A 24,877-nucleotide genomic window follows, 5' to 3' on the forward strand; every position below is an offset into this window, starting at 1 on the left:
ACCGGTTCGGGTCCGGACCGTTGGCGGCCGGATCCGCTCGGTAAGGTGTTCGCATGGGTACCGGGGTTCGCCGCAGGATGGGCGTCGAGGAGCGACGGCAGCAGCTGATCGGTGTCGCCCTCGACCTGTTCAGCCGCCGCTCGCCCGACGAGGTCTCCATCGACGAGATAGCGGCGGCCGCGGGCATCTCCCGGCCGCTGGTGTACCACTACTTCCCCGGCAAGATGAGCCTGTACGAGGCCGCGTTGCAGCGTGCCTCGGAGGAGCTGAAGGCCCGCTTCACCGAGCCTCACGAGGGTCCGCTGGGGACGCGGCTGCTGCGGGTGATGAGCCGCTTCTTCGAGCACGTGGACGAGCACGGCCCGGGCTTCTCGGCCCTGATGCGCGGCGGCCCCGCGGTGGGCTCCACGACCACCAACGCGCTGATCGACTCCGTGCGGCAGGCCGCGTACGACCAGATGCTCGCCCATCTCGGGATCGCCGACGCGCCGCCGCGCCTGGAGCTGGTCATCCGCTCCTGGATCTCGCTGGCCGAGTCCACCGCGCTGATCTGGCTGGACGGCCGGCGCATCCCGCGCGAGGAACTGGAGGTCCAGCTGGTGCACGACTTCGCCGCGCTGGTCGCCGTCAGCGCCGCCCGGGACGAGGGCATGGCGGACGTGCTGCGCGCCATGCTCGAGGACGAGCCGGCCGACGGCCCCTTCGCGGAACTCGTCGGCCGGCTGTCCGCCCTGGCTTCCTAGGATCGGGTGAACACCGCCACCGTGCGGGCCGGCACCGTGAAGGTGCCGCTGCCTGCGGCGTAGGCGGAGGTCTTCACCACCGGGTCCGCGCCGGCGGCCTGCACCGGGTGCAGCCGGTAGTGCGCCCCGGTCAGCGCGGGGACCCTCTGCTCCTGGCGTTGCGGGGTGGCGTTGAAGACGACGACCAGATCGCCGAGCTCCATGGTGATCACCCCTGGCGTCTCGTCCTTGCCGGACAGCGGGAAGGACAGCCGGTCCTGGACCTGTCCGGCCGTGTCGAGCGAGAACTCCTTCTGCGTCGTACGGATGCGCAGCAGGTCCTGGTAGGCGGCCGAGGCGCCGGTGATCTGCGGGCAGCCGACCTCGACGGAGGTCAGCAGCGGCTTGGCGTACGGCCACTTGTCCTGGTTGTCGGCGGCCATGGGCAGGCCCCGGCCGAAGCCGTTGCCGTCGGCGCAGTTCCAGTGGATGGCGTTGAACCAGTCCCCGCTGTCGAAGGAGTTGCGGTCCAGCGACTTCGAGCGCAGCAGGTCGGTGCCCGCCTGGGAGAGGGACGGCCCCTGCGAGAGGGTGGCCGTGGCCATCGCCAGGACCTGCATCCGGGCCCGGTCGGACGCGGCGGTGTCCTTGGGGAGCTTGTAGGTCAGCGCGTCGAACAGGGACTCGTTGTCGTGCGCGTCCACATAGGCGAGGGCGTCGCCCGGCGCGGCCGCGTATCCGGCGGGCGCTCCGTTGTAGTCGACCTCCGCGCCGGTGACCTCCTTGCCGTCGGTGTCCGTGAAGCGGTACTTGGCGAGGTTGCCGGTGAGCCCGATCTTGATCAGGTCCTGGTAGTGCAGCAGCCGGGCCTTCTGCTCGGCCGGGGTGCCGTTGGCCGCCGAGCCGTTGGGGTCGGTGTACAGGCCGGAGGCGAAGCCCTGGACGCCGGGGTCGGCGTCGAAGGGGCTGCCGCCGCGCACCGCGTCACGCGCCCGGTCGGAGAAGGTGGCGATGCCGGTGCCGGCCATGTTGGCCTGCGTGGCCTGCACGAAGCGGGCGTCGTCGGCCACCTCGCCGAAGTTCCAGCCCTCGCCGTACAGGATGATCTTCTTGCCGTCGACGCCGTCCTTCTCGGGGGTGAGCGCGTCGAGGGCCTTGCGGACCGCGAGGATGTTGGCCTTGGGGTGGTGGCCCATGAGGTCGAAGCGGAACCCGTCGACCTTGTACTCCTTGGCCCAGGTGACGATCGAGTCCACGACCAGCTTGCCCATCATCGCGTTCTCCGGCGCGGTGTTGGAGCAGCAGGTGGAGTCCGCCACCGAGCCGTCGGCGAGGAGGCGCTGGTAGTAGCCGGGCACGATCTTGTCCAGGACGGAGGTGTCCGCCTGGCCACTGGCCGAGGTGTGGTTGTAGACGACGTCCATCACGACCCGCAGGCCGTCCTGGTTGATCCCCTGCACCATCTGCCGGAACTGCCGGGTGCGCGCGGTGCCGTCCGGGTCGGTGGCGTACGAGCCCTCGGGCACCGTGAAGTGGTACGGGTCGTAGCCCCAGTTGTAGGCGTCCTGCGCGGCGCTCTTCGCCACGCACGCCTGCTGCCGGTCGGAGTCGGCCGGGTAGGAGGCGAGGTCGCAGTCGGGGCCGCGCTGGTCGGCCTTCTTCTCCGGCACGGTGGCGAAGTCGAAGGCGGGCAACAGGTGCACGTACGACGTCCCGGACTTCGCCAGTTCCCTCAGGTGCTCGGAGCCGTCGCTGTTCTTGTCCGTGAAGGCGAGGTAGGTGCCCCGGTCGTTCGCGGGGACGGTCTGGTCCGCGACCGAGAAGTCCCGGACGTGCAGCTCCTGGATCTGGGCGTCCTTCAGCGGCACGGCCTTGGGCTTGCGCAGCGCGGACCAGCCGGCCGGGGCGAGGGACCGGTCGTCCAGGTCGGCGACGACGCTGCGCTCGGAGTTCGCGGTGAGGGCGACCGAGTAGGGGTCGGTGACCTTGTTGGTGACCATCCGGCCGACGCTGGGCGCCCAGACCCTGACCACGTACCGGTACCGGCCGCCCTTCCAGGACGCCGGGCCGGTGACCGACCAGACACCGGTGGTGTCGTCCCGGTGCATGGCCTTGATGGCGCCGTCCAGCTCCAGGGACACGCTCTGGGCGGTCGGCGCCCACACGGACAGGGTGGGCCTGCCGTCGTGGAAGACCGGGCCGAGGCGGGCCTTGGTGGCGGCCGGGTAGAGGTCGTCCAGCACGCCCGCGGTCTGCACCCCGGTCGCGGCCAGCACGGCCCCGTTCGCGGCGCGCTGCGAGGCGACCAGCTGACCGGTCAGCGCCGTGCGCACCCGGTCGCGGTCACGCGGGTCCACCGACCAGGCGGTGTAGTCCTTCAGATACGGGAACTTCGCCTTCTGGGCGTCGGTCAGGGTGGTCTTCTCCAGCCGCAGCCAGCGCTCGTCGTCGCTGGTCAGCGTGGCGTCCTTGACGGTGATCGAGCCGTCGCGGGAGGACAGGAGCTGGGTGGAGGCGGCGCCGTCCACGCCGTTCCAGGCGACCGTGTCCCGGTCGATCCAGACCGCCTTGGAGGTGGTCGGGTCGAGGGCGGCCGCGCTGCCCGCGGGCTGCGGCAGCAGGTGCTCGTCCTGGCCGCTCAACAGCCACACCTCGTGGCCGTCCGCCCCGAGGTCCAGGGACTGGTCGGCGGCGAGGTCCTTCTCGTCGCCCTTGTGGATGATGTAGCTGAGACTGGTGGCACCCGCGGCGAGCGGGACCTCGAAGACCGCGCCATAGGCATCAGTCTTCACCGGCTTCAGCGGGGCCGACCAGTCGGTGGGGGTCGCGGCGCCCGTCCAGACGTGCAGGCCCCAGCCGTCGTAGTTCCCGTCGGCGCGGTGGTAGTGGAGGACCGCCTTGGTGGTGTCCGGCGCCGGGTACGCGGGCCGCTGGGTCAGCGTGTCGGACCTGCCCTGCTCGACCCAGACCTCACCCGTCCTGGTGACGTCGATGGTCCGGTCGGCGGAGACGTCCTTGTTCCCGTTCTTGTCGACCACCAGGAAGCCGACGCTGGAGGCGCCCGGCTTGAGCTTGACGTAGGCGAAGGCGCCCCAGGCGTCGCGGCCGACGAAGGGGTGGCCGGCCGGCCAGGTGGTGGCCTCGCCGTCGGCGATGTCGCCCCACGCGTACAGGTTCCAGTCGGCGTAGTCGCCGTCGGCGCGCCGGTAGTGGACGATCGCGTAGCCGCGGGAGGACGCGGTGGGCGGGGCGGGCGTGGGCGGGGTGCCGGTGGTGCTGCTCGCCAGGGCGCTCGCGGTGTGCCCGGCGCTGTCGATCACGACGGCCTTGTAGCGCAGGGCGGTCCCGGCCGGGAGCTTGCCGGCCAGGGTCTGGGTGACCTGGTAGGGCGCGTGGTCGGCGGAGCCGAGGACCTGCCACGGGCCGTTGCCGGCCTGGGCGGCGAAGACCACCCGGTTCAGCTGCCCTCCCCGGACGTCGGCGCCGACGGTCACGGTGCCGGTGGCCCCGGCGGCCGGGGGGTTCAGGGTGAGGGACGGCTTGACGGCCGGCTGGTCGAGGGGGCCGGACGCCTTGTAGACGACCGCGGACTCGGCCGGGACGGTGACGGTGACCTTGTGGTCGGCGTCGGAGGTCAGGGTGCCGTCGGCGCCGTAGACACCCCGGTACGGCATCCGGGCCGAACCGGTGGCGAAGGTCGCGGACCTGGCGTCGGCCGCGTTGTTGAACGCGACGACGTACTCCTGGCCGGTCCTGGCGTCGGTGCGGGTGAAGGCGTAGATCCCGGGGCCGTCGGCCGCGTACCGCTCGCTCTGCACGCCGTCGGTCAGGGCCGGGTTGGCCTTGCGCAGCGCGGACAGGGCGGCGATGTCTTTGTAGAGCGGGGCGCTCGTGTCGTAGGAGTCGCTCGCGGCCGTGCGGTCGGTGCCGATCTCGTCGTCGTCGAGATAGTCGGGCACCCGGGAGGCGAACATGGTCTGGCGGGCGTCCTTGTCGCCGCCGGAGCCGGTGAAGCCCTGTTCGTCGCCGTAGTAGACGACCGGGTTGCCGCGGCTGAGGAACATCACCTCGTTGGCGAGCCGGTCCTTCTTCAGCAGTTCGGCGTCGGAGGCGCCGGGGTTGTCCTGCCCCAGGAAGTACCCGATGCGGCCCATGTCGTGGTTGCCGAGGAAGGTGACCTGCTCGTACGCGTTGGCCTTGTCGGTCGTGTACTTGTAGTCGTCGCCGAGGACGTTCGCCAGCTTCCGCGCGCTCGCGCCCTGGGAGGCGTAGCCGCGGGCCGCGTCCTGGAAGGGGAAGTCGAGGGTGGCGTCGAGGCGGCCCTGGGTGACGTAGGGGGCGGTGACCGAGGTGTCGGTGTCGTAGGTCTCGCCGAACAGGAAGAAGTTCTTCCGGCCGTGCGCCGCCGCGTAGGAGTCGAGCGCGGTGGCCCACTGGGTCCAGAAGGGCATGTCGACGTTCTTGGCGGTGTCGATGCGGAAGCCGTCGACGGCGAAGTCCTTCACCCACCGCTCGTAGATCCGCTCCATGCCGTGGACGACCTCGGGGCGCTCGGTCCACAGGTCGTCCAGGCCGGAGAAGTCGCCGTAGGTGCCGGACTCGCCGGCGAAGGTCGAGTCGCCCCGGTTGTGGTACATCGTCGGGTCGTTGAGCCAGGCCGGGACCTTGGTCCGGCTGGTGACCCGGGGGGTGTACGGGAAGGAGGCGGCGGAGACGGCGGGGAACGCCCGGCCGCCGTCGGCGTAGTCGGCGTCGTCGAAGGGCCTGCCGTCCTCGGTGAGGTACGGGTAGGCGCCCTTGGAGCGGTAGTCGGCGGAGTTCTCCTTGTTCGTCACCACGTCGGCGGTGTGGTTGGTGATGACGTCGAAGAAGACCTTCATGCCCTTGGCGTGCGCCGTCGAGATGAGGCGCTTGAGGTCCTGGTTGGTGCCGAAGTGCGGGTCGACCCGGGTGAAGTCGGTGATCCAGTAACCGTGGTACCCGGCCGAGGCGTTGGCCCCGGTGCCCTGCACCGGGATGTTCTTGAAGATCGGTGCCAGCCACAGGGCGGTGGTGCCGAGGCCCTTGATGTAGTCCAGCTTCCGGGTCAGGCCCTTGAGGTCGCCGCCCTGGTAGAAGCCCTTGTCGGTCGGGTCGTAGCCGGTCGTCGTGCGCGAACCGGTGAGGCCGCCCTTGTCGTTGGCCCGGTCGCCGTTGGCGAAGCGGTCCGGCATGACGAAGTAGAACTGCTCACGGGTGTCGTCGTGCCGGGCCGGCTGGGCGGCGAGGGCCGCGTCCGACGGGGGCGGGGGCGGGGCGGCGGCCTGGTCGGCGTGGGCCGTGAGCGGCTGCACGAGGGCGGCCGTGAGGGCGGCGGCGACGAGGGCCGCGGCTCGTGCGCGGCGGGTGGTGCGGCGCCCGGGGGACGCCGGCCATCTCGGTATCACAGGTGGAACTCCTAGCGATGACGGCTCAGTTCGGGTCCGACCCCACGCCGCGGCTCGGCCTCGATGCCGGGCGCCCGCGCGACCGTACCGCCCGCGAAAGGGTTGCAGCAAGAGTCGTGAAAACATCGGCAAGGGATTTCAGGAGCACCCGGCCCGCACCGCCATGGGGGTGCGGTGCGGGCCGGGTGCCGGTTCAGCAGGAGGACTTGCCGGCGTAGATCGCCAGCGCGGTGTTCGGGGCCACCGACGCGGTGAACCAGCCGGTGGAGTTGACCGTCACCGTGGTGTTGTTCTGCACGTTGCAGTAGGTGCCGGCGGGCAGCGAGGTCTGGAACGAGCGGCTGGCCGTCGTGCCCTCGTGGTTGATCACCACATAGCCCTTGCTGCCGCGGCCGAACGCGATCAGGTTGTTGCCGTCGTCCCACCAGTTGGCGACCGCCTGGCCGCGGGTGGCGTTGCGGAAGGCGACCATGGACTTGATCTCCGGCCAGGCGTGCTGGCACTTCCAGCCGTCCTGCCAGCAGGCGTTGACCTGGCCGTTGTTGGGCGGCCCGGCGTCCGCGTCGCTCCACTCGTAGCCGGAGTTGATGTCGGGCGCACCGTAGGGCCAGGCCAGCATGAAGACGTTGGCCAGGGTGTAGTTGGCGCCGTCCTTGTAGTTCAGGGTGGCGCCGTTGCGCTCGGTGTCGTGGTTGTCCACGAAGACGCCGGCCACGTTGCCGGGCAGATAGCCCCAGCCCTCGCCGAAGTTGTTCAGGTAGGCGAGCTTCTCGTTGTTGAAGACGCGCTTGAGGTCGTAGCCGTAGCGGAACTCCTGGACGTCCCCGTTGCCCGTGTACTCGGTGGGCTGGACGGCCTCGCCCGCGCCGTAGATGACCTCCTGCTTCCAGTAGGCGTTGGGGTTGGTCAGCCGGCTCTTGATGTTCGCCAGGTCGGCGGCCGCGATGTGCTTGGCCGCGTCGATCCGGAAGCCGTCGGCGCCGAGCGACAGCAGGTCGTTCATGTACCCGGCGATGGTCGCGCGGACGTGCTCCGCGCCGGTGTCCAGGTCGGCCAGGCCCACGAGTTCGCAGTTCTGGACGTTCGAGCGGTCCTGGTAGTTGTCGATCGACGTCCGGCACGTGTGGAAGTCGGAGTCCGAGTACACGCCGGGGTAGTTGTACTTGGTGTACTGCGTGCCGCCGGTGCCGGTGCCGCTGCCCGCGGTCATGTGGTTGATGACGGTGTCCACCACGACCTTCACCCCGGCCGCGTGACAGGTCGAGATCATGTTCTTGAAGGTGGTCCGGTCGCCGAGCCGGCCCGCGATCTTGTACGACACGGGCTGGTACGAGGTCCACCACTGGGAGCCCTGTATGTGCTCCTCGGGCGGCGAGACCTGCACGTACCCGTAGCCTGCGGGGCCCAGGGTGTTGGTGCACTCGCGGGCCACCGAGGCGTAGTTCCACTCGAAGAGGACGGCGGTGACGTCCTTGGTGCCGGGCGGGGAGGCGTGGGCGGTAGTCGGGGTCATGACAAGGGCGGCCGCGAGGGCGACCGCTCCGGAAAGGATTCTGCGCACCATGTGGGGGTTCCTTCGTCGCTGAAGGGGCTTGCGCAAGGTTGCTGAAACCTTGCGGTGACGCAGATGTTAAAGGCCCGCTGCCGGAAAAGGCAGCGGGCCGCCGAGAAGTTGTTGCAAGAAAATTCACACGGCCGTCAGACCGCCGTGGTCCACCAGACGGTGGTGTCGGCGGGCGTCTTCGCCTCGTCGCCGGCCCTGGCCACCTCGTCGCTGGCGAGCAGCACCCGGCCGTACGCCGGGGTCGTCACCGACTCCCCCGTGGTGTTGGTGACGCACACGAACTCGCCCCGGCGGAAGGCGAGTACGCCCTCGGGGGCGCGCAGCCACTCCACCGCGTCCCCGGCGCCGAGGTCCGGCTGCGCCCGGCGCACGGCGAGCGCGGCGCGGTACAGCTCCAGGGTGGAGCCGGGCCGCCCGGTCTGCGCGGCCACGCTCAGCTCGCCCCAGACCTCCGGCTGCGGGAGCCAGCTGCCGCCGTCGCCGAAGCCGTACGACGGCCCGGTGCGGGTCCACGGGATCGGCACCCGGCAGCCGTCGCGGAAGCCGTCCTGGCCCGCGCCGCGGAAGTACGCGGGGTCCTGGCGCACCTCGTCGGGCAGGTCGACCACGTCCGGCAGGCCCAGTTCCTCGCCCTGGTAGAGGTAGGCCGAGCCGGGCAGCGCCAGCATCAGCAGGGTGGCGGCGCGGGCCCGGCGCAGCCCGAGGTCGCGGTCGCCGGCCGTGCGGATCTGGGTGCCGAGCCCCGGCGGGTTGGCGAAGCGGGTGGCGTGCCGGGTGACGTCGTGGTTGGACAGCACCCAGGTGGCCGGGGCGCCGACCGGGCGCATCGCCTCCAGCGTGCCGTCGATGACCGCGCGCAGCTCGTCCGCGTCCCAGGCGGTCGACAGGTACTGGAAGTTGAACGCCTGGTGCAGCTCGTCCGGGCGGACGTAGTGGGCGGTGCGCTCGACGGTCGGCGTCCACGCCTCCGCCACGAAGATCCGCCCACCCGTCTCCCACCACCGCCCTTCTGACGAAGGCCCTTCGGGCCCCATTTTATTGGCGTACTCGTCGAGGATGGTCCGCCACTGCCGGTAGATGGCGTGCACGCCGTCCTGGTCGAAGAACGGCATGACATCGTTGCCCAGCAGCTTCACCTGGTCGCCGGAGCCCAGGTCGGGCAGGCCCTCGGCCTTCACCAGGCCGTGGGCCACGTCGATGCGGAAGCCGTCCACGCCCATGTCCAGCCAGAAGCGCAGGATGGAGCGGAACTCGTCGCCGACGGCCGGGTGCTCCCAGTTGAAGTCGGGCTGCTCGGGGGCGAAGAGGTGCAGGTACCACTCGCCGGGCGTGCCGTCGGGCTCGGTGACCCGGGTCCAGGCCGGGCCGCCGAAGATGGACTCCCAGTCGTTGGGCGGCAGTTCACCGCTCTCGCCCTTGCCCGGGCGGAAGTGGTAGCGCTCCCGCAGCGGGGAGCCGGGTCCCTCGGCGAGGGCGCGCTTGAACCACTCGTGCTGGTCGGAGGAGTGGTTGGGCACCAGGTCCACGATGATGCGCAGGCCGTGTCCGTGGGCGTCGCGGATCAGCGCGTCGGCGTCCAGCAGGGTGCCGAACATCGGGTCGACCGCGCGGTAGTCGGCGACGTCGTAGCCGGCGTCGGCCTGCGGGGAGGCGTAGAAGGGGCTCAGCCACACCGCGTCGACGCCGAGGTCGCGCAGGTACGGCAGGCGGGAGCGCACACCCTCCAGGTCGCCCATGCCGTCGCCGTTGCTGTCGGCGAAGCTGCGCGGGTAGACCTGGTAGATGACCGCCTCCCGCCACCAGTCGCGGCGGCGCGCGGCGACGGCGGCGGTGGCGGAGTCGGTGGCCGGGGCTGCAGAGTGCTGCTGGCTCATGGCTTCCTTGGTGGTGACGGGAAACGGGTCGTGGACGCGCGGGTGCCACGGGCGCCCGCGGTGGCGGGCCCGTGGGGTCGCGGCGGTGGCGGCGGACCGGGGGGACGGAACGAGGCGGCCGCGGTGCCGGCGGGGTCGGAAGGGCACCGCGGCCGCCTGCCCGCGCGGTGGGACGCGCGGGAGCCTCGTGTGCTCGGGCGTCAGCCCTTGGTGCCGCCGGAGGTGAGACCGGTGACCAGGTTCTTCTGCACGAGGTAGAAGAACACCGCCACGGGTATCGCGATCAGCACCGCGGTGGCGGCCATGTAGTTCCACTCGGCGTCGTGCTGGCTGACGAAGGTCTGCAGGCCGACGGAGAAGGTGTACTTGGAGTCGTCCAGCATGAAGGTGGTCGCGAAGGCGACCTCGGCGACCGCGGTGATGAAGTTGTAGAAGGCGGCGACGGCCAGACCCGGGCGGGCCAGCGGCAGGATCAGCCGGAAGAAGGTGCCGAACGGCGTGAGCCCGTCCACCCGGCCGGCCTCGTCGATCTCGAAGGGGATCGTGTCGAAGTAGCCCTTGAGCAGCCAGGCGCTGTACGGCACCGCGGTGGTGCAGTTGACGAGGATCAGCGCCCAGTAGGAGTCGATGAGCCCCAGGTCGCTGAAGATCTGGTACATCGGCACGATCAGCACGGCGATCGGGAACGCCTGGGTGAGCAGCAGGACCCACATCAGCTGTTTGTAGCCGGGGAACCGCATCCGGGAGACCGCGTAGCCGGTGGTCGCGGCGAGCAGCACGCCGACCACGGTGGTGCCGAGGGCCACGATCATCGTGGACTTGAACCAGTCGAAGAACTCGGTGTGCTGCAGCACGAAGCCGTAGTTGGAGAAGCTCATCTTCCCGGCGATCTTGCCCGGGTGCAGGTAGTCGTCCTTGGCCGGGCCGAGCGAGAGGTAGATCAGCCAGGCCACCGGGGCCAGCGCGATCAGGCTCGCGACGACCAGGCCCGCGTGCAGCAGGACGGTTCCGAGGGGGCCGCGCTCGCCCGGCCGGCGGCCCCGCGGGGCGGGCTCGGCGGCGGGGGCCGGTGCGTCGGCCGGCGTGTCGAGGGTGGTGGTGCTCATGGCGGCGGCTCCTGCGGCGTCAGACGGCGAGCTGGTCATTGCGCTTCAGCCAGCGGAAGTAGAAGGAGGTGAAGACGGTCACGATGGACAGCAGCAGCACGCCGTAGGCGGCGGACTGGGCGAAGTCGCGCGGCTGCTGGCCGAAGCCCAGGTAGTAGGACCAGGTGACGAGGATCTGCGCGTCCGGGGCGCTGGTCGGCCCGAACAGCAGGAAGATGATGGCGAACTGGTTGAAGGTCCAGATGACGCCGAGCAGGACCACGGTGGAGCTGACCGCGCGCAGACCGGGCAGGGTCACGTGCCGGAAGCGCTGCCAGGCGTTCGCGCCGTCCATCTTCGCCGCCTCGTACAGGGAGGAGTCGATGGACTGGAGGCCGCCGAGCAGCGACAGCATCATGAACGGCACACCGCACCAGGTGTTGACCATGATCGCGGCGAAGCGCTGCCAGAAGGTGTCCTCCAGCCACTGCGGCTGCGGCAGGTGCAGCGCGTGCAGGACCTGGTTGAGCGCGCCGGAGTCGGCGAGCATGATCCGCCAGGAGAACACGGTCACGAAGGTCGGCACGGCCCAGGGCAGCACCAGCAGCACCCGGTACAGGGTGCGGCCGCGCAGCTTCTGGTTGAGCATCATCGCGAGGCCGAGGCCGATGGTGTAGTGCAGGGTCACACAGGCGGCCGTCCAGACGATCGTCCACAGGAAGTGGGACCAGAACCGGTCGTAGGACAGCGGGCCGAACAGGATTTCCTTGTAGTTGGACAGCCCGACGAACTTGTAGGTCGCCGCGATGTGGTTGACGCCGATGGTGCGCGCCGAGTTGAGGCTGTTGGCGTCGGTCAGGGTGAGGTAGAAGCCCCGCACCAGCGGGTAGCCGACGAGGACGGCGAGCACGACGACCACCGGGGCGATCATCGCGTAGGCGTACCAGTACTTCTGGTAGCCGTTTCTGATGCGCTGCCCCAGCCCGGGCCGAGGCGCGCGGTCACCGCGGCGCTTGCCGGTCGCGCGGTCGATGGCGACTGTCATGGTTCGACACCTTCAATGGTTCAAGAACGGGGGGCCGGGCGCAGGGCGGCGGCCGTCGGTCGCCCCCCTCGTGGGTGGGGGCGACCGACGGCCTGCCGGGCTCACTTGCTGAAGTCGGGGACCAGCTTGCCGATGGCGACACCGGCGTTGTTCAGGCCCGTGTCCAGCGACTCCTTGCCACTGGCGATCTTCGGCAGCTCGGTGTCCAGCGGAGCCCACAGCGACCCGTACTCGGGCAGCGCCGGGCGGGGCTGGGCGGCGGACAGCACCCCCTGGAAGCCGGCGATCCCCGGGTCGGCCGTGACCTTCGCGGTGTAGGCGTCGGAACGGGTGGGCAGGGTGGCGTTCTTCAGGGCGATCGTCTCCTGGGAGGAGGCCGACGTCATGAACTTGACGAACTTCAGGGCCGCGGCCTGGTGCGCCTTGTCGGAGCCGGCGTAGACCGAGAGGTTGTGGCCGCCGGTCGGGGCGCCCGCCTTGCCGGTGGAGCCGGCCGGGACGACGGCGATGCCCAGGTTGGACTTGTCCTTGAAGGCGCTGCCCTTGTAGATGTTCGTGACCTCCCAGGGACCCTGGATGATCGAGGCGACCTTGCCGTTGACGAACGCGTCCTGGATGTGGGCGTAGGCGTCCGGGGTGGTGTCGGCCTTGTGCAGGCCCTTGCCCGAGAACAGGCTCAGCCAGGTGCCGAACGCCTTCTTGGCGGCCGGGGTGTCGATGGTGACCTTCTTGGCGGCGGCGTCGACGGTGTCGCTGCCCTCGCCGTACAGGAACGGCTGGCCGTAGTAGCCCTGGGTGGAGCCCCAGTAGCCGTAGGCGCCGGTCTTGTCCTGCACCTTGGCGGCGTCCGACTTCAGCTCGTCCCAGGTCTTGGGCGGCGTGGTGATGCCGGCCTTCTTGAACAGGGCCTTGTTGTAGATCAGGGCCAGGGTGTCGGTGACCAGCGGCACGCCGTAGGTCTTGCCCTGGTACTGGGCCTGCTTGATCAGGTTCGGCTCGAACTTGGACTGGTCGGCGAGGGCCTCGGTGCCGTCCAGCGGCAGGAAGTAGCCCTTCTTGGCGAAGGCGGGGGTCCAGCCGACCTCGGAGCGCAGCACGTCGGGGGCACCGGTGGCGCCCGCGGCCGTGTCGAACTTGTTCTGCGCCTGGTCGAACGGGACGTTGACGTACTTGACCTTGATGTCCTTGTTGGCAGCCTCGAACTGCTGCACCAGGGACTTGTAGGTCGGCGCCTCATTGGTGGCGTTGGAGGTGTCCCACCAGGTGATGGTCACCGGGCCGTCCGACTTGCCGTCGCCGCTCCCGCCGCCGCACGCCGTCGCCGCCAGGGCGAGGGACGCCACCAGCGCGGAGGCCGCTATGCCACGCCGCATGAGTTCTCCTTGAGGGTAAAGCCCGAGTGGTACAGGGGGCGGTCCCGCCCGCCCCTGCGACTTGCCGACTGCGCCGTTGCCGCGGCCGGGCGACCAGGAACGTAACAGCGTTGTAAGCGCCGCGAAAGACCTTGCAGAAAAAAAGTGCAAGGGGACACGATGGTTATCGCGCCGTAACCCGGCCTCGACCGGCCGGCAACCGTGGAATGAAGCGGGTGAGGCGACGTCGGCCGACTTGTGCAAGACTCTGCAAGCTCTTGCCACCACCAACTCCAGGGAGCGCGATGAGGCAGCAACCCGTAGCGGGACGTCCGACCGGGCGCGCCCGGCGCCCGGGCGGTGGGCAAGGCGGGAGACGGCCGGTACAGTCCAGTGGCGTGACCACACGGCTTGCCGACATCGCTGCGCAGGCGGGGGTGAGCGAAGCGACCGTCAGCCGGGTCCTCAACGGGAAACCGGGCGTCGCCGCCACCACCCGCCAGTCCGTGCTCGCCGCCCTGGACGTGCTGGGCTACGAGCGCCCGGTACGGCTGCGGCAGCGCAGCGAGGGCCTGGTAGGCCTGATCACGCCGGAGCTGGAGAACCCGATATTCCCGGCCCTGGCGCAGGTCATCGGCCAGGCGCTGACCCGCCAGGGCTACACCCCCGTGCTCGCCACCCAGACCCCCGGCGGCTCCACCGAGGACGAACTCACGGAGATGCTGGTGGACCGCGGGGTCGCGGGCATCATCTACGTCTCCGGGCTGCACGCGGACACCACCGCGGACATGCAGCGCTACGAGCGACTGCGCGCCCGGGGCGTGCCGTTCGTGCTGGTGGACGGGTTCTCGCCGTTGGTGCAGGCGCCGTTCATCTCCCCCGACGACCGGGCCGCGATGACGCTTGCGGTGACCCACCTGGTCTCCCTCGGCCACACCCGGATCGGGCTCGCGCTCGGACCGAAGCGGTTCGTGCCCGTGCAGCGCAAGATCGAGGGCTTCGTGCGGGCGGTGCAGGACCAGTTGGGGCTCGGCGCGGAGGTCGTGGAGTCGGAGCTGGTGCAGCACTCGCTGTACACCCTGGAGGGCGGCCAGGCGGCCGCGTCGGCGCTGATCGACCGGAACTGCACCGCGGTCGTCTGCGCCAGCGACATGATGGCCCTGGGCGCCATACGGGCCGCCCGCCAGCGGGGCCTGGAAGTGCCCACGGACTTCTCGGTGGTCGGCTTCGACGACTCCCCGCTGATCGCCTTCACGGACCCGCCGCTCACCACCGTCCGCAAGCCGGTCCCGGCGATGGGCCAGGCCGCGGTGCGCACGCTCCTGGAGGAGATCGGCGGTACGCCCGCCCCGCACAGCGAGTTCGTGTTCATGCCGGAGCTGGTGGTGCGGGGCTCGACGGCCTCGGCGCCGCACGCGCTGCGGGCCTCCTGACGGGGCGGGCGCCGCGCGCGTCCGTACGTCCGCACTCGTCCGTACGTCGTAGAAGGTGCGGTACGGACCCGACCTTGGGATGATCGGGCGAAGAAGTCTTTTCTGGCAGACTTGATGTCCATGAGTGACTCGACCGTGACGCAGTGGGAAGGTCGCGAGGAACAGGCCGGTCCGCAGGCCGTCACGGACAGGGACAGCCGGGGTGTGCTGGGCAGGCTGCGACGGCCGCGCAGACCCCGGCTGTGGTTCGAGATCCTTCTGATCGCGGTGAGTTACTGGACGTACTCGCTGATCCGCAACGCCGTCCCGGAGCAGAAGGGCAAGGCGCTGCGCAACGCGGACTGGATCTGGTCCGCGGAGGGCGCGCTCGGCATCGACGTCGAGCGATCGGTCAACCACGCCATGAACTCGGTGACTTGGCTGATCATCGGCATGAACTACTACTACGCCACCCTGCACTTCGTCATCACCATCGCGGTGCTGGTGTGGCTGTACCGGTGGCATCCGGGCCGGTACGCGGCCGCCCGGCTGGCGCTCTTCGCGACCACGGGCGGCGCGCTGGTGGGCTACTACCTGTTCCCGCTTGCGCCGCCCCGGCTGATGCGCGGCGGGCACTTCGTGGACACCGTGATGGTGCACCACACCTGGGGCTCGATGGCCTCCGGGGACCTCAAGCACATGTCCAACCAGTACGCGGCGATGCCGTCCATGCACATCGGCTGGTCGCTGTGGTGCGGGCTGACGGTCTTCGCGCTGGCGTCGGTGCCGTGGGTGCGGGTGCTGGGGCTGCTGTACCCGGCGCTGACCCTGCTGGTGATCGTCTCCACCGCGAACCACTTCTGGCTGGACGCGGTGGGCGGCGTGCTGTGCCTGTCGTTCGGGTTCCTGGTGGCCCGCGCCTGGTACGGCGCCGTGCCGTACGCCCTGCCGCGGGTGGTGGCGCCCGGACCCGCGCCCGAGCCGGCCCGGCCCTGACGGCCCCGGCGCGGCTCAGTGCACGTCGTCGTAGAACAGCTCCTCCATGACGGCGCGGGCCCTGCGGGTCGTACGGCCGTAGTCGTCGAGCATGTCGCCGACGTGGCCCTCGCCGTAGCCGAGGTAGCGGCCCACCGCGGCCAGTTCCCGGGGCTGGGTGGGGAAGGTGTCCCCCGCGCGGCCCCGGACCAGCATCACCGCGTTGCGGACCCGAGTGGCCAGCACCCAGGCCTCGTCCAGGATCGCCGTCTCCTCCTCGCCCAGCAGTCCCGCGTCCCGTGCCGCCGCCAGCGCCGCCCTCGTCCGGGTCGTGCGCAGGCCCTCGATCTCGTGGCCGTGCCGCATCTGGAGCAGCTGGACCGTCCACTCCACGTCCGACAGGCCGCCGGGGCCCAGCTTGGTGTGCAGCCTCGGATCGGCGCCGCGCGGCAGCCGCTCCGACTCCATCCGCGCCTTCAGCCGCCGGATCTCCCGTACGGCGTCCTCGGTCAGGCCCCGCGCCGGGTAGCGCAGCGGGTCGATCAGCTCGGTGAAGCGACGGCCCAGTTCCGGGTCGCCGGCCACCGGCTCGGCGCGCAGCAGCGCCTGGGACTCCCAGACCAGGGACCAGCGGCGGTAGTACGCCTCGTACGCCTTCAGGGTGCGCACCAGCGGGCCCGACTTGCCCTCCGGGCGCAGATCGGCGTCGATCAGCAGCGGCGGGTCGGCGCTGGGCAGCTGGAGCAGTCGGCGCATCTCGGAGACGACCTTGTGGGCGGCCGCCGCGGCCTCGTGCTCGTCCACGCCCTCCTGCGGCTCGTGCACGAACAGGACGTCCGCGTCGGAGCCGTAGCCCAGTTCGTGCCCGCCGAAGCGGCCCATCCCGATGATCGCGAACCGGGTGGGCAGGGTGTCGCCCCAGCCGGAGCGGACCACGGCGCGCAGCGTGCCGGCGAGGGTGGCGGCGGTGAGGTCGGAGACGGCCGCGCCGACCAGGTCCACGAGGGCGCCCTGGTCGGCCTCGACCGGGCTGGCCTCGGTGCCGTACGAGCCGACGATGTCCGCGGCGGCGGTGCGGAACAGTTCGCGGCGGCGCACCCCGCGGGCGGCGGTGACGCCCTGCTCGCCGTTCTCGGCGCGGCCCACGGCGGCGAGGATCTCCTGTTCCAGGGCCGCGCGGCCCCGGGGGGAGAGGCCCGCTCCGTCGCCGTCGCCGAGGAGCGCCACGGCCTCGGGGGCGCGCATCAGCAGATCGGGGGCGAGGCGGCCCGCGGACAGCACACGGGCCAGGTTCTCCGCCGCGGCGCCCTCGTCGCGCAGGAGCCGCAGGTACCAGGGGGTCTTGCCGAGGGCGTCGGAGACCTTGCGGAAGTTGAGCAGGCCCGCGTCCGGGTCGGCCGAGTCGGCGAACCAGCCGAGGAGGACGGGCAGCAGGGTGCGCTGGATGGCCGCCTTGCGGGTCACTCCGGAGGCCAACGCCTCCAGGTGGCGCAGGGCGGCGGCGGGGTCGGCGTAGCCGAGGGCGACCAGGCGTTCGCGGGCGGCCTCGGGGCTCAGGCGGGTCTCGCCGGGGGCGAGTTGGGCGACCGCGTCCAGCAGCGGGCGGTAGAACAGCTTCTCGTGCAGGCGCCGGACGACCGTGGTGTGCCGCTTCCACTCCCGGGTCAGCTCGGTGACCGGGTTGGCGCGCAGGCCGAGGGAGCGGCCGAGGCGGCGCAGGTCCTCCTCGGCCTCGGGCACGAGGTGGGTGCGGCGCAGGCGGTAGAGCTGGATGCGGTGTTCCATCGTGCGCAGGAAGCGGTAGGCCTCGTCGAGGCGGGCGGCGTCCTCCCGGCCGACGTAGCCGCCGGCGGCCAGCGCCGCGAGGGCCTTGAGGGTGGTGCCGCTGCGCAGCGTGGTGTCGGTGCGGCCGTGCACCAGCTGGAGGAGCTGTACGGCGAATTCGACGTCCCTGAGACCGCCGGGGCCCAGCTTGAGTTCTCGTTCGACCTCGGTGGGCGGGATGTTGTCCACGACGCGGCGGCGCATCTGCTGCACGTCGGCCACGAAGTTCTCCCGGTCGGCCGCCTGCCAGACCAGGGGGTGCAGGGTGTCCAGGTAGGCCTGGCCGAGGTCCTGGTCGCCGGCCACCGGGCGGGCCTTGAGCAGGGCCTGGAACTCCCAGGTCTTGGCCCAGCGCTGGTAGTAGGCGAGGTGGGAGGAGAGGGTGCGGACCAGGGGGCCGTTGCGGCCCTCGGGGCGGAGGTTGGCGTCCACCGGCCAGATGGAGCCCTCGACGGTGGTCTCCGAGCAGATGCGCATCAGGTGGGAGGCGAGGCGGGTGGCGGCGGTGAGGGCCTTGGTCTCGTCGGTGCCCTCCGTCGCCTCCGCCACGAAGATCACGTCCACGTCGGAGACGTAGTTCAGTTCGTGGCCGCCGCACTTGCCCATGCCGATCACGGCGAGGCGGCAGGCGGCGGCGTCGGCCGGCGCCTCGGTCCGCGCCATGGCCAGCGCGGCACGCAGGGTGGCGGTGGCGAGGTCGGCGAGTTCGGCGGCGGTCTCGGCCACGTCCGTGGTGCCGCAGACGTCCCGTGCGGCGATGGACAGCAGGCAGCGGCGGTAGGCGATGCGCAGGGCGACCGGATCGGCGGCCCCGGCCAGGCAGCGTTCGAACTCGCCGACGCCGGGGTGGAGGTCCTGGGACTCGTAGGTGACCAGGGCCTGCCAGTCGCCGGGGTGGCGGGCGAGGTGGTCGGCGAGGGCGGCGGAGGCGCCCAGCACTCCGAGGAGGCGGTCCCGCAGCGGCTTGGCCGCGATCAGGGTGTCGAGGAGTTCGCGGCGGGCGGCGGGGGTGGGCTGGGCCTCCAGGAGGCGGACCAGGCCGTGCAGGGCGAGGTCGGGGTCGGCGGTGGCGCCCAGGGCTTCCAGCAGGAAGGGATCGTTGCGGACGGGGGCCAGTTCGGGGGTGTCGAGCAGCCGCTCGGCGGCGGTGGCGTCGGTGAAGCCGTGTCGGAGCAGGCGCGTGAAGGTGCTGCTTCTGCGGCCCGGCGTCATTCTGGGGCTCCCCTCGGGTCACTGGTCCTGGGTGGAGCGTAGTCGCCCGCGCCGGGCCGTGCCGGGGGAGGTGCCGCACGCGGTGATCACGGCCGGTGCCGTCCCGCTCGGATCGCCCCCGGCCCGGAGGCCGGGGGACCCGCCGGCGACGCCCCGCCCGAGGGGCCGAAGCCTCTCGGGCAGCGCGTCGCCGTCCGCTGCGGGGGACACCTCTCCTGTGCCGGACGATGCCTGGGCCTTTCCAGGAATGGCCTAGTACGCGAGCTGCCCGATGCCGCCGTCGACGCGCAGTACGGTCCCCGCGGTGTACGCGGACTCGTCCGAGGCGAGATAGACCGCCGCCTTCGCCAGTTCGGTGGCGGTTCCGAGGCGGTGGAGGGGCACGGTCCGCCGGAGTTCCTCGTAGAGGGCGGCCCGGCGCTCGGGCCCGAGGGACGCGAACACGTTGGTGACCGTCGGGCCCGGGCTCAGTCCGTTGACGCGGATGCCCCGGTCCTTCAGCTCATGGGTGAGCCCGCGCGTGTAGGAGAGCAGGCCCGCCTTGGCCGCGCCGTAGACCGTCGCGTTCTCGTGTCCGATGTACGCCGAGACCGAGCCGACGAGGATGACCGAGGACTGCGCGGAGAAGAGCGGCAGCAGGTCCCTGATCAGGAAGAACGGCGACTTGAGATTGGTCGCGAGGAGCCGGTCGAACGCCTCCTCGGTCCATGCCTCGATCGGCAGGTGGGTGACGTCGGCGGCGTTGCTCATGAGGATGTCGAGCTTCGGCCACTCCTCCCGCAGCCGCGCCGCGAGCACCGCCTGACCGGGTACGTCGCCGGCGTCGCTGACGATGGTCAGCAGCGGGCCGTCCAGTTGCCGGGCTGCCGCGTCCAGCCTCTCCCGTGACCGGCCGGTGATGGCGACGGTCGCTCCCTCGGCGAGGAACTCCCGGGCCGTTTCCAGCCCGATCCCGCTCGTCCCCCCGGTGATCAGCGCGTGTTTTCCCGCGAGACGATCCATGATCCTGTCTCCCCTCAGATCGCGGTGCGGCCGCCGTCGGCGGCCACGATCGCGCCGGTCATGTAGCTGGCCCGGTCGCCGGCGAGAAAGGCGATCACCTGGGCCACCTCGGCCGGGTCGGAGGTGCGCTTGAGCGCGGTGGTCAGGCCCATGCCGCCCATGTCCGGGCCCATCGCCTCGACCACCTTCGCGGTGCGCATCGGGCCCGGGACGACGGCGTTGACCCGCACGTTCGACCCGGCGAATTCCGCCGCCCAGGTGCGGGTCAGCGATTCGAGGGCCGCCTTGGTGGCGCCGTAGACGGCCATGCCCGGCATGCCGAGCCCGGCCGCGGTGGAGCTGACGTTGACGATGCTGCCGCCGCCGCTCGCGGCCATCTTCTCCGCGAGCAGGGCGGTGAGCAGGAACGGAGCGCGCACATTGACCGCGAAGGCGGCCTCGTAGCTCGTAAGGTCCTGCCCGGTGGTCGGGGAGAACGTCATGACGCTCGCGTTGTTGACCAGGATGTCGACGGCTCCGGCGCCCTCGGCCAGCTGTCGCACGCCCGCCGGGTCGGACACGTCGGCGGCGACGAAACGCACCGATGCGGCGGACTCGCCGCCGGCCGCGCGGAGGTCTGCCACGACCTGGGCACCGCGCTGCGGATCGGTGCCGGTCAGGATCAGGTCGGCCCCGCCCGCGGCCAGCACCCTGGCCGTCGCGTGTCCGAGTCCGCCGATCGCGCCGGACCCGGTGACGAGTGCCGTCTTGCCTGCGAATTCCATTGCTTTCGCCCTTCACGCCGGCCGGAGCGGCCGACTTCTGTGCATGCGTTCAAGAAGTATCCGCAACGGAAGCTACGACTTCTTGAACGGCCAGTCAAGAAGTCGTAGGATCACGCTCATGGCACGAACCGGACGCCCCCGCGAGTTCGACAAGGACCGCACGCTGGAGCGCGCGCTCGAACTGTTCTGGTCCCGGGGATACGGGGCGACGTCGATCCAGGACCTGGTCGACGCACTCGGTGTCGAGCGCGGCAGCCTCTACGGCGCGTTCGGCGACAAGCGCCGCTTCTACCTCGAAGCCGTCAGGCTCTACTGGGAGGTGTACGAGCGGCACCTGACCGCCGCGCTCGACACCAGCCCGCTCCTGCCCGCCCTGCGCGAGATCCTGTCCCATCCCGTGCGGCTGGACGAACTGGTCTCCGACGCGGGCGTGCCGCAGGGCTGCCTGGTCGGCAACACGACCGCCGAACTCGTCCCCCAGGACAGTGAGGCCACGGACGTCGTCACCCGCTCGTACCGCCGGTTCACCGACATCGTCGCCGACGCGCTCCGCCGCGCCCAGGCCGCCGGCGAGGTCACGGACGGCGCCCGCCCCGAGGCCCAGGCCCAGATGCTGCTCTACCTGGTCCAAGGACTGTCGCTGGTGTCGAGGGCGGGGCTCGACAGGACCGCGGCCCTGGCGGCGGTCGACGCGGCGGTGGACGGGCTGCGCGCGTGACCCACGACCTCGTGATCAGCCGCGCACGTGTCTTCGACGGCCACCGGGCGCTCACCGGCCGGTACGACGTCGCCGTCGACGGCGCGGAGATCGCCGCCGTGTCGCCCGAGCCGCTCAGGGGCAGACAGCAGGTGGACGCGGCCGGCGGCTGGGTCGTGCCGGGGCTGATCGACACCCACATCCACTTCTACGACGTGCACGCCGTCACCGGCCCCGATTCGCTGCGGGCCTTCGAGGAGAACGAACTTCCCGGGCGGCTCGGGCTGTTCCTGGAGCACGGGATCAGCACCATCAAGTCGGTGGGCGATCCGACGGACGCGATCCTGGACACCCGGGCCGGGATCGCCGCGGGCACCCTGCGGGGACCGCGACTGCCGGCGACCGGCTGCGGCATCACCGGCCGCGACGGCCACCCCGCCGCCACGGTCTCCGCGACCTGCGCATGGTGATCCTGAACGGCGAACTCGCCGTCGACAAAAGCCAGGGCCTCTCGTTTGGATCGTGCCGGGCTCGCGGGCCCGATCCAAACGAAAGACCCTAGATGGGACCCGGCGCCTCGAAGGAGCGGATCTCCGCGCGCGGCCCCGGCAGCGCGCCGGCGAGGAGGGTGCGCATCGTCTCCGCCGCGCGGACGGCCGCGTCCCCGCAGCAGTTGTTGAAGAGCAGGTGGACTTCGTCGGTGCGGTCGGCCAGGCGGCGGATGCGCGGCAGCCATTCCGCCAGTTCCGCCGCGGAATAGGCGTGGCGGAAGCGGTCCTCCTTGGTGCCGGTGCCCCAGTGCGGGCTGCGGCCGTGGAAGCGGACCAGGCCGAGCCGGGGCGTGGTGACGGGCGCGTCCGGGGGGAGCGAGCCGGGGAGGTCCCGGACGGTGTCCACGGCCACGGCGGTGGCGTCCAGGTCGGCGAGGAAGGGGGCGGTGCGGTCGCTGTGCCACCAGGCGGGGTTGCGGAACTCCACGGCGAAGGGCCAGTCGCGGGCCCGTTCACGGGCCGCGCGGACGAAGGCCTCGGCGCGGGGAGCGGGGGTGAGGGAGGGCGGGTACTGGAAGAGCAGTGTGCCGAGGCGGCCGGCGCGGCGCAGCGGTTCCAGCGCCTCGGCGTAGCGGGCCCACACCTCGGCCAGGAGGGCGTCGTCGCGGGGCCGGCCCCGCAGGTCCGCGGGGAGCGCGGCGGGGCGGGTCGGGTGGCCGGTGAGCAGGGCGTGCGCCTTGACGTCGAAGCGGAAGCCGTCCGGGGTGCGCTCGGCCCAGCGGGCGGTGGTGCCGGCCGAGGGCAGGGCGTAGTACGGGGAGTCCGCCTCCACCACGGGGAAGCGGGTGGCGTAGTGACGCAGACGGCCCTCGGTGTCGCGGTGACCCGGCGGGTACCAGCCGGAGGCGAGGAGGGCGCGGTCGGTCCAGCCGCAGGTGCCGATGAGGATGTTCGCCATGGAGGCGGGGGTACCCAGTAGTTCATCCGGTCTTCACGCGCGGGGTCGGCCATGGCAAGAGAACGCTATTTTGGCGTGTGCATGCTTAGTCGGTACCGCCAGTCCCGCTTCCCTCGGAGGTCGATGTGTCCGGCAGTTCCCCGTTCCGCCGCGCCCGCACCGTCGTGACGGCCGCCGTCGCCCTCGCCGCCGCGGCCGGCCTGTGGGCCGGGCCCGGCGGCGCGGCCGCGCAGGCCGCGGGCGCCGTGCCCAGCCCCGACCACGTGGTCGTCGTGGTCTTCGAGAACCACTCGTACAGCCAGGTCATCGGCTCCTCCAGCGCGCCGTACATCAACTCGCTGAAGTCGGGCGGCGCCAACCTGACCCAGTCGTACGCGCTGACGCACCCGAGCCAGCCGAACTACTTCGACCTGTTCTCCGGGGCCACGCAGGGCATCACGGACGACAGCTGCTACACCCCCGGCTTCTCCTCCGCCCCCAACCTGGCCTCGGAGCTGATCGCCGCCGGGCGCAGCTGGGCCAGCTACAACGAGTCGCTGCCGAGCCAGGGTTCGACCACGTGCAGCAGCGGCTCGTACGCGCGCAAGCACAGCCCCTGGTTCGGGTTCTCCAACGTGCCGACGTCGAGCGCGAAGACCTTCGCCCAGTTCCCGTCCGACTACTCGACGCTGCCCCAACTGTCGTTCGTGACCCCGAACCTGTGCAGCGACATGCACGACTGCTCGGTGTCCACCGGTGACACCTGGCTGAAGAACAACCTGGGCGGCTACGCGAGTTGGGCCAAGACCCACAACAGCCTGCTCGTGGTCACCTTCGACGAGGACGACTCGAAGAGCGGGAACCGCATCCCGACCGTGCTCTACGGCCAGCCGGTGGCCGCCGGGTCGTCCAGCTCCACCACCTACAACCACTACGACGTGCTGCGCACCCTGGAGGACACGCAGGGCCTGAGCACGCACGCGGGCAACGCGGCCTCCGGCAAGGACATCAGCGGCGTCTGGGCCTCCTGAGGCGGCCGTCCCGGCCCGGCTCCGACCGTCCCGGCCCGGCTCCGCCGGGCCGGTTCAGCTCCGCTGGGCCGGGAACTCGCCGACGCCCCGCAGGAGTTCGAACAGTTCCGTGGACGACGCGGCCACCCCGTTCCCGCCCGCCACGTCGATCTCCGCGCGCTGGGCGAGCGCGCGCGAGGTCGCGTAGACGAAGACCGGGATCGTGTCGCCCTGGGCCCGCAGTTCCCGGATCAGGTCGAGGCCGGCGGTGCGGTTGGTGCGGCCGCGCTCCGTGCGGCTCAGGTCCGAGATGACGGCGTCGAAGGAGCGGTGGCCGCGGGAGAGGGCCCGCAGTCCCTCGTCGGTCGACCGGGCCAGGGCGACCTCGACGCCGAGCGCGCGCAGCTGCGCCACCTCGGTGGCGTTGTTCTCGGGGCGGTCGTCCACCCAGAGCACCGAGTCCAGGGTGCGGGCGGCCGCCGGCGCGCTGACGGCCGCCAGCCTGCCCTGGATGTCGGCCGTGGTCCGGATCAGGCTCTCCGAGTACTCCTGGACCGACAGCTGGGCCTCCCCGACCTTGATGGTGAAGCCTCTGGACCTGGCTATCTCCTTGATCAGCGGGAAGAGCCGCCACAGCACCAGGCCCGCCATGAGCGGCCAGGCCAGTCCGGTCAGGGCCCTGATCAGCTCCGTCGCGTCCTTCACGGCACTCCTTCGGTATCGGTGGCGTGCCGCGATTCTCGCAGGGGCGGCCGGGCGGGGAGCCGGTAATTCCCGGGCGCCGATCCCCAGGGGCATGAGAAGGTGCGCTCCGGCCCGGCGGAGGGGGACGACATGGGACTGACCTACGGCTACGACATCCATCTGCGCCCCCGCAACGTCACGCGGGCGCTGACCGCGCTGGCCGCGCTGGCGCCGCCGTCCCGCGACGTGCCTCCGCTCGCGCTCACGCTGCCCGGCGGCGACCGGCTCGCCCTCCCGTTCACGTCCCGGTTCGAGAGCGAGCCGGTCGACTGCTCCGCGGGCGGCACCCTCGACCTCGACACGTCCCTCCTGTTCGCCGTCGACGACGTGGTGGGCGCGTACGCGCGGCGGTGCGGCCACGAGCCCGAGGCGGACGGGCGGGTCGCGATCGGGTACGTCTATCTGACCGTCCGGTTCGAGTCCCCGCTGCACCCCGACTACGCGTCGATGGAGTTCTGGGCGGCGACGTCGGCGATGAGCCGCATGTTCGCGCGGTCGGCCGCCGTCCGGGAGGTGTTCACCGGCCTCACCGCCGCCGCCGGCGCCGCGTGCTGCCTGTTCGACACCGGGGACGGCGGCACCCAGCAGGTGCGCTGGCTGAACGGCGAACCGACCGACGAACCGGTCCCCGGCCCCCGCTTCCCGAACCTGCGAGCCCTGGTCGACACCTGGCCCGAACCGGGCCGCTGAGCACCAACGCGGCCGTCCCGCGCACCGCCCGGCGAGACACCTCGGGGCCGC

The 24,877-nt window shown here is 71.4% G+C and carries 18 protein-coding genes; 7 read left to right on the forward strand and 11 right to left on the reverse strand.

Translation table 11 applies throughout. The features are described from left to right. The first annotated feature begins 53 nt into the window (after positions 1 to 53). Positions 54 to 743 (forward strand): TetR/AcrR family transcriptional regulator, encoded by a 690-nt coding sequence (locus ACSP97_RS11050; protein ID WP_355144065.1) that lies wholly within the window; start codon positions 54 to 56, stop codon positions 741 to 743. Here the strand turns inward: ACSP97_RS11050 and pulA are convergent. From pulA to ACSP97_RS11080, 6 genes are all read right to left on the reverse strand, one after another. After that, the gene (gene pulA / locus ACSP97_RS11055) at positions 740 to 6,148 is read right to left on the reverse strand and encodes a pullulanase-type alpha-1,6-glucosidase (protein WP_440557306.1); all 5,409 of its coding nucleotides are present in this window, start codon (positions 6,146 to 6,148) and stop codon (positions 740 to 742) included. The two genes, ACSP97_RS11050 and pulA, sit on opposite strands and share 4 nt — an antisense overlap. Before the next feature lie 193 nt (positions 6,149 to 6,341). Beyond that, the gene (locus ACSP97_RS11060) at positions 6,342 to 7,712 is read right to left on the reverse strand and encodes an alpha-amylase (protein ID WP_440557307.1); all 1,371 of its coding nucleotides are present in this window, start codon (positions 7,710 to 7,712) and stop codon (positions 6,342 to 6,344) included. A 134-nt stretch (positions 7,713 to 7,846) separates the two neighbouring features. Next, positions 7,847 to 9,586 carry a glycoside hydrolase family 13 protein gene (locus ACSP97_RS11065; RefSeq protein ID WP_355528518.1) on the reverse strand — a complete coding sequence of 580 codons (1,740 nt, stop codon included), beginning with the start codon at positions 9,584 to 9,586 and terminating at the stop codon, positions 7,847 to 7,849. Positions 9,587 to 9,786: 200 nt separating this feature from the next. Further along, on the reverse strand, positions 9,787 to 10,692 hold the full coding sequence (locus ACSP97_RS11070; RefSeq protein ID WP_355144073.1) for a sugar ABC transporter permease: 906 nt from the start codon (positions 10,690 to 10,692) through the stop codon (positions 9,787 to 9,789). A 19-nt stretch (positions 10,693 to 10,711) separates the two neighbouring features. Continuing rightward, complete coding sequence (locus ACSP97_RS11075) at positions 10,712 to 11,716, reverse strand: carbohydrate ABC transporter permease (protein ID WP_355323591.1); 1,005 nt, start codon at positions 11,714 to 11,716, stop codon at positions 10,712 to 10,714. A gap of 101 nt (positions 11,717 to 11,817) precedes the next feature. After that, the gene (locus ACSP97_RS11080) at positions 11,818 to 13,089 is read right to left on the reverse strand and encodes an extracellular solute-binding protein (protein ID WP_355144077.1); all 1,272 of its coding nucleotides are present in this window, start codon (positions 13,087 to 13,089) and stop codon (positions 11,818 to 11,820) included. A gap of 377 nt (positions 13,090 to 13,466) precedes the next feature. Between ACSP97_RS11080 and ACSP97_RS11085 the strand changes: the two genes are divergently transcribed. Together ACSP97_RS11085 and ACSP97_RS11090 are read left to right on the forward strand one after the other, a co-directional pair. After that, positions 13,467 to 14,501 carry a LacI family DNA-binding transcriptional regulator gene (locus ACSP97_RS11085; protein ID WP_355144079.1) on the forward strand — a complete coding sequence of 345 codons (1,035 nt, stop codon included), beginning with the start codon at positions 13,467 to 13,469 and terminating at the stop codon, positions 14,499 to 14,501. Between the two features lie 120 nt (positions 14,502 to 14,621). Beyond that, positions 14,622 to 15,476, forward strand: a complete 855-nt coding sequence (locus tag ACSP97_RS11090; RefSeq protein ID WP_382014808.1) for a phosphatase PAP2 family protein — start codon at positions 14,622 to 14,624, stop codon at positions 15,474 to 15,476. Between the two features lie 15 nt (positions 15,477 to 15,491). On the opposite strand, the gene ACSP97_RS11095 is transcribed toward ACSP97_RS11090, so the two are convergent. From ACSP97_RS11095 to ACSP97_RS11105, 3 genes are all read right to left on the reverse strand, one after another. Continuing rightward, positions 15,492 to 18,491, reverse strand: a complete 3,000-nt coding sequence (locus ACSP97_RS11095) for a bifunctional [glutamine synthetase] adenylyltransferase/[glutamine synthetase]-adenylyl-L-tyrosine phosphorylase (RefSeq protein WP_440557310.1) — start codon at positions 18,489 to 18,491, stop codon at positions 15,492 to 15,494. A 252-nt stretch (positions 18,492 to 18,743) separates the two neighbouring features. Next, the gene (locus ACSP97_RS11100; protein ID WP_355144085.1) at positions 18,744 to 19,493 is read right to left on the reverse strand and encodes an SDR family oxidoreductase; all 750 of its coding nucleotides are present in this window, start codon (positions 19,491 to 19,493) and stop codon (positions 18,744 to 18,746) included. Positions 19,494 to 19,507: 14 nt separating this feature from the next. Then, on the reverse strand, positions 19,508 to 20,257 hold the full coding sequence (locus tag ACSP97_RS11105) for an SDR family NAD(P)-dependent oxidoreductase (RefSeq protein ID WP_440557312.1): 750 nt from the start codon (positions 20,255 to 20,257) through the stop codon (positions 19,508 to 19,510). A 118-nt stretch (positions 20,258 to 20,375) separates the two neighbouring features. Between ACSP97_RS11105 and ACSP97_RS11110 the strand changes: the two genes are divergently transcribed. Both ACSP97_RS11110 and ACSP97_RS11115 read left to right on the forward strand, forming a co-directional pair. Next, positions 20,376 to 20,975 carry a TetR/AcrR family transcriptional regulator gene (locus ACSP97_RS11110; protein WP_358304802.1) on the forward strand — a complete coding sequence of 200 codons (600 nt, stop codon included), beginning with the start codon at positions 20,376 to 20,378 and terminating at the stop codon, positions 20,973 to 20,975. Continuing rightward, positions 20,972 to 21,424, forward strand: a complete 453-nt coding sequence (locus ACSP97_RS11115; RefSeq protein WP_440557314.1) for a hypothetical protein — start codon at positions 20,972 to 20,974, stop codon at positions 21,422 to 21,424. The genes ACSP97_RS11110 and ACSP97_RS11115 overlap by 4 nt, the downstream gene beginning before the upstream one ends. Before the next feature lie 88 nt (positions 21,425 to 21,512). Here ACSP97_RS11115 and ACSP97_RS11120 read toward each other — a convergent pair whose 3' ends face one another. Beyond that, on the reverse strand, positions 21,513 to 22,403 hold the full coding sequence (locus ACSP97_RS11120; RefSeq protein ID WP_440557316.1) for a DUF72 domain-containing protein: 891 nt from the start codon (positions 22,401 to 22,403) through the stop codon (positions 21,513 to 21,515). Between the two features lie 125 nt (positions 22,404 to 22,528). Between ACSP97_RS11120 and ACSP97_RS11125 the strand changes: the two genes are divergently transcribed. Continuing rightward, positions 22,529 to 23,413, forward strand: coding sequence for an alkaline phosphatase family protein (locus ACSP97_RS11125; protein WP_355145064.1), 885 nt, complete (start codon positions 22,529 to 22,531; stop codon positions 23,411 to 23,413). 54 nt (positions 23,414 to 23,467) lie between these two features. On the opposite strand, the gene ACSP97_RS11130 is transcribed toward ACSP97_RS11125, so the two are convergent. Further along, on the reverse strand, positions 23,468 to 24,097 hold the full coding sequence (locus ACSP97_RS11130; protein WP_440557318.1) for a hypothetical protein: 630 nt from the start codon (positions 24,095 to 24,097) through the stop codon (positions 23,468 to 23,470). A 129-nt stretch (positions 24,098 to 24,226) separates the two neighbouring features. Here ACSP97_RS11130 and ACSP97_RS11135 point away from each other — a divergent pair, with 129 nt between their 5' ends. Next, complete coding sequence (locus ACSP97_RS11135; RefSeq protein ID WP_358271517.1) at positions 24,227 to 24,826, forward strand: hypothetical protein; 600 nt, start codon at positions 24,227 to 24,229, stop codon at positions 24,824 to 24,826. The last annotated feature ends 51 nt before the right edge of the window (positions 24,827 to 24,877 follow it).

It is taken from the genome of Streptomyces sp. SCPE 10, from assembly GCF_051980735.1.
In the GTDB taxonomy this organism is placed as follows: domain Bacteria; phylum Actinomycetota; class Actinomycetes; order Streptomycetales; family Streptomycetaceae; genus Streptomyces; species Streptomyces misionensis.

Excerpts from the sequence above, each read along its gene's own strand:
- ACSP97_RS11105 (WP_440557312.1), bottom strand. The coding sequence starts at position 20,257 with ATGGAATTCGCAGGCAAGACGGCACTCGTCACCGGGTCCGGCGCGATC.
- ACSP97_RS11060 (WP_440557307.1), bottom strand. The coding sequence starts at position 7,712 with ATGGTGCGCAGAATCCTTTCCGGAGCGGTCGCCCTCGCGGCCGCCCTT.
- ACSP97_RS11110 (WP_358304802.1), top strand. The coding sequence starts at position 20,376 with ATGGCACGAACCGGACGCCCCCGCGAGTTCGACAAGGACCGCACGCTG.
- ACSP97_RS11070 (WP_355144073.1), bottom strand. The coding sequence starts at position 10,692 with ATGAGCACCACCACCCTCGACACGCCGGCCGACGCACCGGCCCCCGCC.
- ACSP97_RS11065 (WP_355528518.1), bottom strand. The coding sequence starts at position 9,586 with ATGAGCCAGCAGCACTCTGCAGCCCCGGCCACCGACTCCGCCACCGCC.
- ACSP97_RS11080 (WP_355144077.1), bottom strand. The coding sequence starts at position 13,089 with ATGCGGCGTGGCATAGCGGCCTCCGCGCTGGTGGCGTCCCTCGCCCTG.
- ACSP97_RS11090 (WP_382014808.1), top strand. The coding sequence starts at position 14,622 with ATGAGTGACTCGACCGTGACGCAGTGGGAAGGTCGCGAGGAACAGGCC.
- ACSP97_RS11075 (WP_355323591.1), bottom strand. The coding sequence starts at position 11,716 with ATGACAGTCGCCATCGACCGCGCGACCGGCAAGCGCCGCGGTGACCGC.
- ACSP97_RS11135 (WP_358271517.1), top strand. The coding sequence starts at position 24,227 with ATGGGACTGACCTACGGCTACGACATCCATCTGCGCCCCCGCAACGTC.
- ACSP97_RS11100 (WP_355144085.1), bottom strand. The coding sequence starts at position 19,493 with ATGGATCGTCTCGCGGGAAAACACGCGCTGATCACCGGGGGGACGAGC.
- ACSP97_RS11050 (WP_355144065.1), top strand. The coding sequence starts at position 54 with ATGGGTACCGGGGTTCGCCGCAGGATGGGCGTCGAGGAGCGACGGCAG.
- ACSP97_RS11120 (WP_440557316.1), bottom strand. The coding sequence starts at position 22,403 with ATGGCGAACATCCTCATCGGCACCTGCGGCTGGACCGACCGCGCCCTC.
- ACSP97_RS11095 (WP_440557310.1), bottom strand. The coding sequence starts at position 18,491 with ATGACGCCGGGCCGCAGAAGCAGCACCTTCACGCGCCTGCTCCGACAC.